The 13,893-nt window shown below is 61.1% G+C and carries 12 protein-coding genes and 1 pseudogene; 4 read left to right on the top strand and 9 right to left on the bottom strand.

From position 1 onward, the window contains the following. A complete protein-coding gene (locus LCM4576_RS04885; RefSeq protein WP_071030810.1) occupies positions 1-2,265 on the top strand; it encodes a xanthine dehydrogenase family protein molybdopterin-binding subunit in 2,265 nt (754 codons plus the stop codon). Positions 2,266-2,325: 60 nt separating this feature from the next. After that, the gene (locus tag LCM4576_RS04880) at positions 2,326-2,571 is read left to right on the top strand and encodes a MoaD/ThiS family protein (RefSeq protein ID WP_071030809.1); all 246 of its coding nucleotides are present in this window, start codon (positions 2,326-2,328) and stop codon (positions 2,569-2,571) included. A gap of 323 nt (positions 2,572-2,894) precedes the next feature. Here LCM4576_RS04880 and LCM4576_RS04875 read toward each other — a convergent pair whose 3' ends face one another. Beyond that, entirely contained in the window at positions 2,895-3,119 is a 225-nt protein-coding gene (locus LCM4576_RS04875) for a DUF768 domain-containing protein (protein ID WP_071030808.1), read from the bottom strand. After that, positions 3,116-3,487 carry a DUF768 domain-containing protein gene (locus LCM4576_RS37090; RefSeq protein WP_071030807.1) on the bottom strand — a complete coding sequence of 124 codons (372 nt, stop codon included), beginning with the start codon at positions 3,485-3,487 and terminating at the stop codon, positions 3,116-3,118. The genes LCM4576_RS04875 and LCM4576_RS37090 overlap by 4 nt, the downstream gene beginning before the upstream one ends. Positions 3,488-3,710: 223 nt before the next feature. On the opposite strand from LCM4576_RS37090, the gene LCM4576_RS04865 reads away from it, so the two are divergent. Both LCM4576_RS04865 and LCM4576_RS04860 read left to right on the top strand, forming a co-directional pair. Next, positions 3,711-3,914 (top strand): hypothetical protein, encoded by a 204-nt coding sequence (locus LCM4576_RS04865; protein ID WP_071030806.1) that lies wholly within the window; start codon positions 3,711-3,713, stop codon positions 3,912-3,914. Between the two features lie 286 nt (positions 3,915-4,200). Then, a complete protein-coding gene (locus tag LCM4576_RS04860; RefSeq protein WP_071030805.1) occupies positions 4,201-4,383 on the top strand; it encodes a hypothetical protein in 183 nt (60 codons plus the stop codon). A 343-nt stretch (positions 4,384-4,726) separates the two neighbouring features. On the opposite strand, the gene LCM4576_RS04855 is transcribed toward LCM4576_RS04860, so the two are convergent. From LCM4576_RS04855 to LCM4576_RS04825, 7 genes and pseudogenes are all read right to left on the bottom strand, one after another. After that, positions 4,727-7,291, bottom strand: a complete 2,565-nt coding sequence (locus tag LCM4576_RS04855; protein ID WP_071030804.1) for a DEAD/DEAH box helicase — start codon at positions 7,289-7,291, stop codon at positions 4,727-4,729. Next, on the bottom strand, positions 7,288-8,304 hold the full coding sequence (locus LCM4576_RS04850) for a DUF1837 domain-containing protein (protein WP_131803214.1): 1,017 nt from the start codon (positions 8,302-8,304) through the stop codon (positions 7,288-7,290). Before LCM4576_RS04850 ends, LCM4576_RS04855 begins: the two co-directional genes overlap by 4 nt. A gap of 246 nt (positions 8,305-8,550) precedes the next feature. Further along, positions 8,551-8,862: pseudogene (locus LCM4576_RS04845) on the bottom strand (DOPA 4,5-dioxygenase family protein); the annotation flags it as partial. 49 nt (positions 8,863-8,911) lie between these two features. Then, a complete protein-coding gene (locus LCM4576_RS04840) occupies positions 8,912-9,463 on the bottom strand; it encodes a hypothetical protein (protein ID WP_131803213.1) in 552 nt (183 codons plus the stop codon). Between the two features lie 28 nt (positions 9,464-9,491). Continuing rightward, positions 9,492-11,531, bottom strand: coding sequence for a hypothetical protein (locus LCM4576_RS04835; protein WP_131803212.1), 2,040 nt, complete (start codon positions 11,529-11,531; stop codon positions 9,492-9,494). Positions 11,532-11,833: 302 nt separating this feature from the next. Beyond that, a complete protein-coding gene (locus LCM4576_RS04830; protein ID WP_071030801.1) occupies positions 11,834-12,241 on the bottom strand; it encodes a DOPA 4,5-dioxygenase family protein in 408 nt (135 codons plus the stop codon). Positions 12,242-12,622: 381 nt separating this feature from the next. Further along, positions 12,623-13,384 carry a Stf0 family sulfotransferase gene (locus LCM4576_RS04825; RefSeq protein WP_071030800.1) on the bottom strand — a complete coding sequence of 254 codons (762 nt, stop codon included), beginning with the start codon at positions 13,382-13,384 and terminating at the stop codon, positions 12,623-12,625. Positions 13,385-13,893: the final 509 nt, after the last annotated feature.

Here is a 13,893-nt window from a genome sequence, read left to right as displayed (position 1 = left end):
ATGAATTTCGATCCGCGCTTTTCAGGACGCAAATTCGCTTCCGTCGGCACGCGGCCGATCCGCCCCGACGGCATCGACAAGGTGACCGGGCGCGCCCGCTACGGCGCCGACTTCAACATGGCCGGACAGCTGGTGGGCCGGATCCTGCGCAGCCCRCACGCGCATGCGGTGATCAAAAGCATCGACACGTCCAAGGCGGAAAAGCTCGCCGGCGTGAAGGCGGTGATCACGGCGAAGGACCTGCCGGACCTGACCGACGGCGACGCCGCCATGTACGACATCCTCGACAACTCGATGGCGCGCAAGAAGGCGCTCTATGACGGCCATGCGGTGGCCGCGGTGGYGGCGATCGATGCCCGCACCGCCCGCCAGGCGCTGAAGCTGATCGAGGTCGACTACGAGGTGCTGCCGCATGTCACCGATGTCGACGAGGCCGCGCAGCACCATGCGCYGCTGATCAACGACCAGGTCTTCACCGAGGGGCTGGAGGAAAAGCCGGCCAAGCCCTCCAACATCACCAAGCGCACGCAGTTCGGCCATGGCGATGTCCATAAGGGCTTCGCCGAGGCCGATTTCGTGATCGAACGCTCGTTCAAGACCGAGCAGACGCACCAGGGCTATATCGAGCCGCATGCCTGCGTGGCGAGCGTCAATGCCGACGGCACGGCCGACCTTTGGGTCTGCACGCAAGGCCATTTCGTCTACCGCCAGCATTGCGCCCAGTTGCTTGGGCTCGAAGCCTCGAAGCTGCGCGTGACCTCGTCGGAAATCGGCGGCGGTTTCGGCGGCAAGACCCATGTCTGGGCCGAGCCGGTGGCGCTGGCGCTCTCCCGAAAGGCCGGCCGCCCGGTGAAGCTGGTGATGACCCGCGACGAGGTGTTCCGCGCCTCGGGCCCGACCAGCGCCACCTCGATCGACGTGAAGATCGGCGCCAGGAAGGACGGCACCATCACCGCCGCGGAAGCGACGCTGCGCTATAGCTGCGGCCCCTATGCCGGTTCCTGGGCCGAGATCGGGGCGATGACGGCGTTTGCCTGCTACAAGCTGGAGAACGTCAAGACCGTCGGCTACGAAGTGCTGGTCAACCGGCCGAAGACGGCGGCCTATCGCGCGCCCTCGGCGCCCATGGCTGCCTTCGCCGTGGAAAGCGTGGTGGACGAGCTCGCCAAGGAGCTCGGCATGGATGCGGTGGAGTTCCGCATCAAGAACGCCGCGCAGGAAGGCACGCGCTCGTCCTACGGCCCCGTCTACGGGCCGATCGGCATCGGGCCGACGCTGGAGGCGGTGAAGAACCATCCGCACATGAAGGCGCCGCTGAAAGCCAACCAGGGGCGCGGCATGGCCTGCGGCTTCTGGTTCAACTTCGGCGGCCAGACCTGCACGGACCTGAACATCGGCATGGACGGCTCGGTGTCGCTGGCAGTGGGCACGGTGGACGTGGGCGGGTCCCGCGCCTCGCTGTCGCTGGTGGCGGCGGAGGAGCTCGGCATCGACTACAGCCACGTGAAGGCGATCGTCGCCGACACGTCTTCGCTGGGCTACAACGACATGACCGAYGGCAGCCGCGGCACCTTCTCCTCCTCGATGGCGACGATCTCGGCCGCGCGCAACGCGATCAAGATCCTGCGCGAGCGCGCCGCGCAGATGTGGGATATCCCGGTGGAAGACGTGGTCTGGGAAAAGGGCCATGCGATCGCCAAGGGCGAGAAATACGGCAACCTGTCGCCGCTGTCGCTGAAGGAGATCGCCGCCGCTTCCGGCAAGACTGGCGGCCCGATCGCCGGCCATAGCGAGCTCGTCGCCGACGGCGCCGGCGTCTCCTTCGCCACCCATATCTGCGACGTCGAGGTCGACCCCGAGACCGGCTCGACCCGGGTGATCCGCTACACGGTGGTGCAGGATGCCGGCAAGGCGGTGCACCCGACCTATGTCGAGGGCCAGTACCAGGGCGGCGCGGCGCAAGGCATCGGCTGGGCGCTCAACGAGGAGTATATCTACGGCAAGGACGGGCGGCTGCAGAATGCGGGCTTCCTCGACTACCGCATCCCGGTCTGCTCCGACCTGCCGATGATCGACACGCAGATCCTGGAAATCCCCAACCCCAACCACCCCTATGGCGTGCGCGGCGTTGGCGAAACCTCGATCGTGCCGCCGCTGGCGGCGATCGCCAACGCGGTGTCGAACGCGGTGGGCGTGCRCATGACCCACATCCCGATGTCCCCGCCGCGCATACTGGCGGCGCTGGATGCGGAACGGGAAGGCTGATGCTGAAAAGCGCGAGTCGGTTTTCGGCTCGCRCTACCTCCCGATGAGGATCTGGAGATAATGGTCGAGGTCACCCTCTGGGGCTCGCTCAGCACCGTCGCCGGAGGCAAGGCCAAGCACGACATCGAGGCCAAGGACATCAGGGAGCTGTTCCGCAAGCTGGCGGAACAGTATCCCGGGATCGAGCCGTGGATCGATCGCGGCATCGCGGTGGCGATCGACGGGACGATCTATCGCGATACGTGGAGTAAAGAGCTGCCACCGGGAGCGGAGATTTTCCTGCTGCCACGGCTGGCTGGAGGCTAGAGAGCAAGCGGCCCGCCGCCGTCGCTAATTCCGCGGATCCCCCCGCAGATCTCCCGGGGCTATCATCTAAGCCCGAAAAAGCTCAGCACGACGAGAATGACAACGACGAGTCCRACGATATAGATGATGCTGTTCATGTCAGGTCCTCCTATGGGAGGAATAATAATTAGCGTTCACTAATGTTCCGTCGGGCGGTTGACCGGCGAGCGCGGACCGCCGTTAAAGCATGTCTCCCGGAAGTGGGAACCGGTTTCGGGATAAAGACATGCGTTAAATCAAGAATCTAAAGCGCATGGCGYGAATCTGAAAGATTGCGACGCGCTTTAGGGTTTGCCGGCATCCYTGGAGCCGACTATTGCCGCCAGGATCGCTTCGTACGCGCTTCCGACCTCCTCTTCGATCTCCTCCTCCGAAATTCCTGCCGCCTTGGCGTCGGCAAACAGCTTGGTCGTCAGTTCAGCCACCGAGAGAATGTCCGCGCCCACCTTGCCGCGCATCACATTGTCGGTGATCCATCGGCCAAAGAACTCCGCGCCACGCTCGCTCATTCGCCCTGCTCTTTCAGAAAATKGGCCTCACGGAGGAGCGCATCCCAGTCGGTCCCGATCGTTTCGATCAGCGCGCCGGCCTGATCCTGGGTGATGCCGGCTTCTTTTGCCAGGCGCCCTGAAAGCAATTCGAAGACAGCCTGGTCGCTTTCGCCCAAACTGCCTTCGCGGTGCTGCAGCGCCTCGAAGATCACCTCGAAAACGCTGTCGACTTCCTCTTCGATTTCGCTGGCCGGAATGCCTTCGCGCCTGGCCGCCTTCATCATCTCGTCGGCGAGATCGCTCACCGCGAGCGGATCGTCCGTCAGCACGTTCGGCAGATGCTCCGCCATCCATCTGTCGAAGAAGTCGAGACCGCGCCTGCTCATTTGGCCATAAGCGCGCGAGCAACATTAGGTTCCGCTGATACGGACTGAGGTCCCATGCGCCGGCGCATTGGTCCATCGCGTGAAACATAAGCCCCACGACTTCATTGGGGCTGCACTGACGAACAATCAGTCCCTTCATCGTCAGGCTGCTGGATCGCCCGCCGCCCGCCCACAGGCGGCGGGCGATCCGATCAAAGAACAAGAACCGGGACAGAGGTGAACAGTGTCGATTTCCGATGAGTTGCGGGACGTCAGTCTTCGCTATGAATGCCCCAACTGCCGCCGGCCGATCATCAAGAATGGTTCATGGTTCAAGGCGGTGAGCACCTTCCATTGCGACGCCTGCAAGGCCAAGCTCAGGCTAGGCTACTCGGCCAAGCTGGCGCTTTTCGAACGCCACCACAAGGCGACGTTTGCGGGGGCGTGATCCATGCGGCTGAGTTCCTGCGGGCCTTTTGYCGAGGCGCGGCTCGCTTTCCGGGAGCGGCTCGCGGTCGCCGCAAACGACAACAGCGCGCTGCACCACCGCGACCTTTCCATTCTCAGTCTCATCCCGGCCGATGACGGACGGAGAACGATGACCGCGAAACCGGAGCCGATGGGCATTGTCGCGGCCGTGGGCGTAGCCATCAGCCTGTTCATCGGCCCGGTGGTGTTCTCATGCCTGATGCTGGGCGTCTGGAACGCGGCGTTGGACAGTAACGGAGGCAAGCATGATCACCACGACGTTGGAAACCAGGGTGGCGGGTTTGCAGGACAGGCTGCGGGAAGCCAAGCTCACCACGGATGACATGCTGGCGTTTCAGAAGGTCGCCGACGTGCTGGACAACGGCCACGGCGGCATCGACGTCGACGACCTGATCGCGCTTTCGTTTGTGGTCGAGGATGAGGGTTGAGGGCGGCAAGCGGAAGCTGGCCTTGGTCGAAGTCACCCTCKGGGCTCGCCCAGCGCTGTCGCCGCAAGGCCCCAGCACGACATCGAGGGAGCTGTTCCGGCCAGCTGACGGATCCCGGGACAGAGCCTTGGGTCCACCGCGCCACCGCGGTGGCGACGCCGGGGCGATTTATCGGGAGGGGGCGGAGATTTCCTGCTGCCGCGCTTCGCTGTGGGATAGGCTAACAGAATGCAGCACCCRTTCCCCTGACGGCTTGCAGCCGTTTCGTCCATTTGCCTCCACAGAGGAGATTGCTCCGCGCCTGCTACGCACCATTAACTAGGCCTCCCGAAGCAGCTCTGGGCTAGCTGGTCTGAAGAATCCGTCTTAGTTCGTTAGTGACATAAGGAGAGAGGCCCGCACCATCGGGGTTGAGTCTAGATAGAAAACTTCTCGCTGCCCCGATGTCCATGTCACGATTGATCGTTAACCCTGACAAGAGATTCGCGGTGTGGCGCGAGAGTCCGAGGCTAATGAACTGGATCATCGTCTGCGATGCGGCACCAAGTTCCAAGTAAAGCGTCAGCGCAGGTATTTTTGCTACATGCGAGCCATGGCCACTGGCGATCAGTGCCTCTCTTAGAACTGCGGTATAGCAGCCGAGCAGATTTACGTACTTAAACCTTAGATCACTCTCGACATCCGTAAGCACCTCGCGGATTATAGTACGGTTGGATCGATTTTTGCCCAGTCCTTTGTGATACCTGATAGCCCCTTCGATAATGACCGGAAGCGGCTCGCCGCGCATCCAACGTAAAGCTAAGGGCGCCCAATACAGGTGATGTCTACCGCTCTTGAGCTCAAGATATTTATGCACTCGAGYGAAAACCGGTCGCAGTTTGTTAAGCGCCTCTGCCCAGCCGGAACTTGGATGGAGGGGAATCAGATAATCAGGGYCTTTCTCCCCAATCTTCCCCAACATGTAGTCGTACAGCTGTTGCTGCCGGAACCCGGAAATTTGAGGGCTTGCCGCGAGCGTTTGCGTGTCCAGACTAATCAACTCGTCCGCCACAGCTAACGCGGAAACCAAACTCGTTCGCGTCTGCGGTGATAAGCCACTGACGCGATCGAGCGTCTCGTCGAGTTGCCCTTGCCGACGATCCCGCAACAACTTCGAGAAAGCGGCCTCAAGATGAGGGCTCTCTCCCGAGGGCCGATCGGTAGCCGAGATATATTCCAGAAGCTCTGCAGACTCATCTGTCAGTGTTGCCTCCAGCGAGGGCTTAACCGGCTCATCTTTTGGCCCTGAGAGCGGGCTAGATTCCCACTGTTCGTAGTCCACCAGGAAGACGTTGCCTTGGAAATCTCTGCCGAGGCGGCCTGCGCGCCMCGCTAAGTTCCAAAAATCGACAGGARCAATGGGATGGTCTTCGCCCTTGTGAGGGTTCTGCATGAAAATATTGCGCGCGGGGAGATTGACACCTTGAAGCAGCGTGCTTGTGCAAACGATGTAATCGAGATGCCCATCTGCGAATGCACTTTCAATGGCGTTCCTCAACAAGGGTGGGATGCGGCCGTAGTGGAATCCTACGCCGCCCTCAACCGTCTCTGCCAGAATATAGCTTGGATGGACCGCTTCCCTTGCGAAGGAAGCCAGTTCCTTGCGGACCCGAAGTGAATCTTCACTCGGAGAGATTTGAGACGCGGCGTTCGCGGTTGYTGGATCCTGCCAAAGCTCTTTTATCTTAAACGCCACGTCCTCACATGCAGCCGGGCCCCCAGCATACACTAGGCTTTGTGAGTTTATTCCAAGTGCCCAGCTCAAATATATCAACCTATCATGCGAATTATATATCGGTATCTCCGCAACAACTTCCGCGATTTGAGTCTTTTCCCCATCTCGCCAAAGTATTACATCGATCTTCTTATTATCGTCCGCGCTGCCATTCAACAGTATAATGTTTTGCGCGACTGGAGAGTCCTTGGTTTTAAAAACTTTGACACTCTTGTTCCCGACGACGTCACCGAAGACGGCCGGCTCTCGCACTTGAGGCGACGAGAATAGGAACTGCATTTGAGGGCGACGCCTTTGCAGATCCTGCAAAACCGAATGCAGAACCACACCACGAGAACTCTCCCCGATAAGGTGGGCTTCGTCAATAATCGCCACGTCGAAGYCTAGTTCAGGCGCAGTGTGAAAGAGCACCTGAAGCCGTTCGGGTGTGAGAACATAGATCGGAGTGCCGAGGATACTTGGCTCCACTGGGATCGGCACGGTYGTGACCTCAAAGGTCTTATCAGCGCCAACGGTACRCAGATCGGCCGCAACCTGACTTATAAGCGCCCGACTTGGCACGAGGTATACGAGATTGGCATTTGGATTAGTGCGTTTCAGCTGTTCGACATAAGCCAAGAACACGAATGATTTACCGGCTGACGTCGGCGCAGAAAGCGCGAGTGAGGAGCCGGACGTTAGCGTACCCCAAACAGCCCTTTGCATGTCCGTGAAGACCGCATTGCGCTGACCAATCTGGACAGTATTGTCGAGTCGCCGTCCGATGATCTCTAGAAAGACACCTTCTGTAAGGGATTTCGGCTCCGGATCACCGCGGAAAGCAAACTTGATGGCTGGGTAGTTGCTGAGCCGAGCGAGAATTAGCCTGGAAGCCGCTCCAATCCCAGCTAAGGTTTCGCTATAGGTCAGAGACCCAATACAAATACGGTACGCGAACTGCCTCCACTCCGCCTCTTCGGATTGTGCAAAAATCGTCGCGCTTTGCAGCAGTCTTCTGAGAGTTTCCTCTTCAAGTGCGTTGCCACGATCAAAGCCCGCGCCGCTTAAGATTGATTGGCGGAGAATGGACTCATAGTCGGCCGCGAACCGAGCATCGCTAGCTATCGTTTTGCAAAGCTCCTCCACGAAGCTCACGCTACTACCCCGAGTTTTCCATAGAACGCCGCTCTAAATTCCTTCAGCGAAGGAAATGGTAAAAGAAAGAGGTGCAAATTTGTGGTGACCGGGAGGYGTTTCCCGTAGTGACGTTCAATTACGCGGCACGCGCTGCCGATCCTCTTCCTGTATTGCTTCTCGAACGACGGAGCGACCTTATCTGGCTCAAGTGCTAGAATACGGTTATAAGCGGCGTATTCAAAGCCAAGCAAACACGCATGGACGATGCGCTTTTGCAGCGTCAGCTTCGACGTTGAATACGGATTAATGTACTCTGCAATTTTGGYCTGGAACGATGGTGATAAACTATTTAAGTCCGATAAATTGTTTAAAATTTCAATTTCCCGTGAAATCTGTCCTGCATTGGCCAGAAGCTCGGCCATTGAAGTGAACGCGGCGTCGGCCGCTGAGGAAAAGCTCTGATATATTTTGGATTCTCCAAAATAAACTGTCAGCAAATCTTTTGCTTCGTCGTAACCTAAATGAATCCCATCCGTGCCGTGGACGGGCATATTATTGTTGGTCTTCAAATACATCTTAGAGACCAGCCGAGGAGCCTTGAGCACCCACTCCAGAAGCGCGTATAAGATTAACTCCCCTGGCTCGCCCCCGGACTCCAGCTGGTTTTTCGCTTTTATGAATAAGCCTTTGGCGTCATCGCCAAGTCTAACGACGCGAGAAAAGTCAACAGCAAGATCAACGCCTTTCAGTGCATCGCGAATCTTGCCCTTCGGCAAGCAATAAGGAATTAAGCAATCGTAAAGGTACTCTACAAACGCCTGAACGGTAGGGACACCATCGGCAAAGGTTATATAGTGAAAGCTCCCAGTTAGCCGGTGCATCCCCGAATTCCAGTCGAACGGCACCTGCTTTAGCCGAATACCTAGGCCGGAATGATCTTTTAGAAGAGCATCCATGGCCTCAGCCAGTGTGGATGTATCCACCCCTGGCACTTTTCCCCTGTCGACGCCGACCGATTCGCTGCTGCTCAACTTGCCCCCCAAAAAAAGGTTAAATGAAGTGCAATTCAGAATCTACAATTGTTTTGTCGATCACGACCTCTTTTCCTCGTCGCAATCTACGCCGGCACGGACCAACTTTGTTCCTCCCTCCCACACGTCGGCGTCAGCTCCTTATCCACATTCAGCCCTTCCCGCAGTGAACGGTCGATCCACTTTGTTTGCATCGCGACGATCAGGAAATTCCGCACCGCGCCCCTTACGCCACTCTCTCACCCCCAGYGTCGGCTCGGTATTCACCTCCAGCGCCCCTTCCGCCTCGTCTTCCTCGCCCAGCACCTCGCCCTTCACCGGCAGCGCGCGGCCGATCCAGATCGGGTCGATCAGGTGGTCGCGCTTGGGGTTGGTGGTGTTGGGGTGGATGAGGATGCTCAGGCCGCCGTGGTTCAGCATCAGCCAGGGGACCAGGGTGGCGAAGATTTCGGTGGCGAAGGAGACCTGGTACATGGCCTGCTCGTGCGGACCGACCGGCTCGTCGCGCCAGTTGCCGAGACGCACGCGAAAACGCTCGCCGATGCGCTCGCGCAGCCGGGCATAACGCTGGCGTGCTCTCCTCCATCGCCACYGCCCCTGCCGCGCCCTACTTCGCCGCCTTCCCCTTATCCCCACCCTCCTGCCCTTTCGGCGCCGGGGCGGTCGTCACGCCGATGATGGAAATCCGCCAGCGGTTGTCGACGTTTTCGAAGGACAGGTCGAAGTCGATCTCCAGCGGTTGCGTGGGAAACAGGCCGACAAGGTGCAGTTGCTTCTGGGGATCGAGAAAGGGCGGCGTGGAGAGCTGCGGGGCGATTACGGCAACCGCCGTCAGGTCGGCGCCGGACTGGCGCAGCGGCTGGAACCTGATCGCAAGGTCRGCGGCGGTGTTCTGGGCACGAAAGCCTGGCGAGCCCATGTCCCTCAGCACGGTGAAGTTGCCTGTCTCCACCGCCTGCTGGAGAGCCATCATCGTGCTGCGGGCAAGGTAGATCGCCTGCGCGGGGTTTGCCGGCCAGGCGGGCGCAGTGGGCGCCGGTGCTGTCGGCGCTGCCTTCTTCTTACCCGGCGCCGGCGCCTGGGTCTGCGTCTGGGCAAGACCGGGCGCGGCGGCGCACACGGCCAGCATCGCCGCCAGGAGAATCGTGACTGTTCGCATCGGGATCATCCTGGCGCGCCGGCGCTTCCTACCAGCTCATCCTCAAGCCCAGCCGCCCGCCGGCCATACTCCGGTTGGGATCGAAGGCGATGCCGCCATTGAGCTGGAGTTGCGAGCCGAGCCGGGCGCCCGCGCTGAGCGCAAAGGCGTTGGCGCCCTCGAACGTGCCCCAGTTCAAGGTGGTGACGAATTTTTCGTCCGGCAGCACGGTCGGCGCGCCGGCCAGCGCCATAGCCATGGCGACGCCGGAATAGGCGCGGCTGCCGACGCTGTCGATGCGGGAGTTGAGGCTGTTGAATTGCGCGGGATCGGAAAAGCCGAGCGCGCCCGGGGTCACGGAAGCGAGATGGCCGTTGGCATCGGTGGTGACGATCTCGATCGCGCCGGCCTGGGCCGACGAGCTCTGCGCCGACGTCAGGCCGGGCATCGAATAGGTGTTGCCCGCGGTTCCGAACACCTGCTCGTTCTGCCTTGTCGCGACCGCGCCCGAGCCGTAGGCGGCGGAGCCCGCATAGGCGGCGCTGGCGCCAGGGCCGATCGCAACCGCGTTCAGGCCGGCCGAGGATGCGCCCGATCCCATGGCGATCGCGTTGGCGCCGGTCACCGTCGTGCCATTGCCGAGCGCGAGCGCGTTCGTGGCGTTGACGGTGCTGCCCGATCCGATCACCACGGATCCCGACGAATTGGCGGTGCTGGCGACGATGTTGTTTGAGCCGAAGACCTGAATGCCGTTGCCGTTGCCGGCGACGTTCGGGGCGTTGACGGCATTGTCGTCGCCATAGACGAAGGACTTGTCGCCATTGACGACATTGGGGTCGCCGATCGCGTAGCTGCCATTGCCCCTGACGGTGTTGCCGGTGCCGAAGGCGCCGCTGTCGTCGCCTGTGACGCTGTTGTTCGAGCCGATGACCGTGGTGTTGTCGCCCTGCGACTGGTTGTTGGTGCCGCCGGCCAGCGCATTGGTGCCGCTGGCGTTGCTGCCGGAGCCGGCCGCGGTGGAGTTGGTGCCGCTGGCGTTCGGCTGCGCGCCGGAGGCGGTCGTGTCGTAATAGGGCGGATTTCCRCCGCCGCCGGTGATGCAGGTCAGATCGCCCGCGGCATTGGTACCGATGCCGGAGGTGCAGCCCGCAAGCGATGCAAAGCGAACGGTGCCGACGACATCCAGGCCGGCGGCCGGCGCGGTCGTGCCGATGCCCACATTGCCGTTTGCGTCGATGGTCATGCGCGTCACGCCATCGGTGGCAAGCAGAAGCCKGCCGCTCGAGCCGGTGGCCGAATGCGCGTTGATCAGCGAGGTGCCGACGCCGAAGCTGGCGCCGCCATAGCCGAAGGTCAGCGCATCCGCGTTGGCCGCCGAGGACACGCCGATGGTCTCGAACGTATCCTGGTTGGCGGCCCCATAGACATGCAGCTTGCTGTCGGGAGAAGCGGTGCCCAGACCGACATTGCCGTTCGCGGCGATGTCAAGGCTGCTCGTGGGCGCGCCCGGACGGATGCGGAAAGGAAGCCGRCTGCCGTTCGTCGAGTCGCGGATGAAGAAATTCGCTTCGTTGCCGCCGATATCCCAGGTCTGCGCCGTGAAGCCGCCGGCGTTTGTCTGCTCCAGGCGGATCGCCGGCGTGTCGCCTCGGGTTATCTGCAGCCCGAGAGTCGGGCTGGACGTGCCARGGCCCAAATTGCCCGAGCTGCTGACATAAAGCGCATTCTCGGGAGCGCCCGCATCGACGCGGAACACCATCTTGTTGCTCGTCGCATCCTGGATGCCGAAGTAGTTGGCGCCGCCGGAGGCGGAATCGTTCGCAATCAGCGCCCAGTCATTGGCGGCAAATCCGGCGTTCGTGCTCGTGTCGTTGAAGTAGATGCGTGTGTTGTTTTCCTTCAAGACGATCGTGTTGAACCCGAAGGACTCGTTGTCGACGCAGTCGAACCCGATGCACAGGCTTCCTTGCACGACCTGGTCGTCCGCGACGACATTGTCGGCGAGCGCATCGGCGGCCGGCATGGCGAGGATCGCGGCCCCAAGGCGCAACGCCACGCATTTCGTCGCGAGCTGTCTTGGTTTCGCCACAAGCCCCTCCCCCGAGGATCGATGATCGCAGATATGCAGGCTTATGTGCTGGCCATCGGTTTGGCAAGCAGTAGAACCGGTCGCCGCAGCCTTTATCGAGGGTGTGTTTTCAGCACATCACCAGTAACGGCCGGCCCGTGGTCAAATTCTCTTCCGGCCTGGACTATGCCGCCCGTTGCGCGGGCCGATATGAACTGGACAGAGACGCCGTGCTGCACACTCTAATTTAGAAATTATGCATACATGGCTGGTCCGGTTGCCGCGGGCTCTCCAGTATGCATCGCTCGCTGAAGCGCCACTCCTCACGCCCCCAGCCTCGGCTCGGTATTCACCTCCAGCGCCTCTTCCGCCTCGTCTTCCTCGCCCAGCACATCGCCCTTCACCGGCAGCGCCTTCCCGATCCAGATCGGGTCGATCAGGTGGTCGCGCTTGGGGTTGGTGGTGTTGGGGTGGATAAGGATGCTCAAGCCCCCGTGGTTCAGCATCAGCCAGGGGACCAGCGCGGCGAAGATCTCGGTGGCGAAGGAGACCTGGTACATGGCCTCAGCGTGCGGGCCGACCGGCTCGTCGCGCCAGTTGCCGAGACGCACGCGGAAACGTTCGCCGATGCGCTCGCGCAGCCACTCGRCCTGCCGGCGCTCAGCCGCGTCGCCGTAATAGATGTGGGCGTGATAGCTGGCGATCTCCGCAAGTTGCCTGACGTCTTTCATCGCGATGCTCCCCTCCCCGGYGGTCGTGCCGAGCGGAACTCTAGGCGGTTCTTCGTTTCCTGGAAACGGCTGGCCGCTCTACAGACTGTTCAGCATCGGGGCGGTTGGCGCGTGATGACATACGCTGGCGCAGACCCCCTCTCCGTCTCGGCTTCGCCGAGCCACCTCTCCCCCACTTTGTACCCACTTTGTGGGGGCGAGGAACCCAAGCTTTCAAGGCGGCGCCTTCGGYGATTGGCTTTCCTCGCCCCCATGAAATGGGGGAGAGGTGACCGCGAAGCGGTCGGAGAGGGGGCCTGCGCTACCATCTGCGATTTGCCCTGCCCTCCGGAGGGAGAGGAAAGAGCCCGGACGACGGGCCCCGCGCTTCAAGGGCGGCGCTCAGAATCGCCTTCTGTTCAGAGGCCGCCTCATGGCGATGCGGGCGAAATTCTCCAGCGTGCGCGGCACCGGCGCTTCCTCGATCGCCTCGATGGCGCCCTTCTTTTCCGCTTCCTGCCGAAAGCGCGCCACCCAATCCTCGGTCAGGTCGTCGCGCTGGATTCTGAGTTGCGAGACCGGCACGGTTGCCGGCGCCGGCACATCGAGCAATTCGGCGACGGCTTCGAGATAGGGCCCCGGGTCCGGCAGGAGGTCCTCGTAGAAGAAATGCCGGTGGGGCAATTGCGAAAGGTCCACATAGGCCCGCCAGAACGCGTAGCTCTGCTCGATCTGGAAGAAAGCCTGGCTGATGCCGGCGAAGCTGTAGGGAACAGGAGACTCGGCTCCCTTGCTGCGGCTTGTCCACAAGAGCGAAACGCTGGCGCGGTAGAACGAAATGGCCTGCCTCAGCCGATCGCGGCGTTCGAGCAGGATGAAGCCCAGATCGTTGTTCTTTCGAACTTCCATGAGGAAGTCCTTGCCGCACTTGCCCTTCGACCAGCTCAGATGGCGCGGAAACACCTTGACGGCGAAGCGGCCGTTGGYGGTCGAGGCTTCACGGATCACCGTTTCCTCGAGCACATCGTATCTGCGCGGCTCCGGACCGAGATGAAGCTGCTTCAGCCATTCTCCCGAACGGCCCATGACGCCTGTCGCGTTGGTGAGACTTCCCAGCCAGTTCGAACCGCTTCTTCCCTCGGTTAAAACCGCAACGCCCTTCAATATGTCCTGTCTCCCTTTTTGCTGCCCGCTGCCGGTAATGCCGCAGGAAGCGCGGGCTCAGCGCTCCATTCCCGCCATCTCTTCATTTTTGCCCGCGCGGACGGGCCACTCCCGGCCTATGTCCGTCTCGATGCTCCTCTTCTGCGGCTGCCRCTCCCGGCAGCCCGTCGGAGCGGTCCAGCGTTTCATCGAACCGCCGGGCCAAAATATTTCTTTTACGCAATTTTGGACGGAAAGCTATGCCAAGGCGCCGGCCCTACCGCTTTATACCCATCCTGAAATTTGCGAGATCGGGTTACGTTTCTTGCCTGGTCAGGCGCGTGAAGGTTTGTCGGTCGGCACGGAGGTTGTGCCACATCGCGGACGGCAGTGCTGCCCCCTCTCCGTCTCGGCTTCGCCGAGACACCTCTCCCCCACTTTGTCTAGGCGATTCACACATCTCGTAGGCTCCAGCCACGTGCGATGGATTGGAAGTACTGAAGGCCGTGGCGGAAAGTGATTGGGCCTGG

This window comes from Mesorhizobium sp. LCM 4576, assembly GCF_001854815.1.
Lineage (GTDB): Bacteria > Pseudomonadota > Alphaproteobacteria > Rhizobiales > Rhizobiaceae > Mesorhizobium > Mesorhizobium plurifarium.
This window is presented reverse-complemented; position numbering and strand designations above follow the sequence as displayed.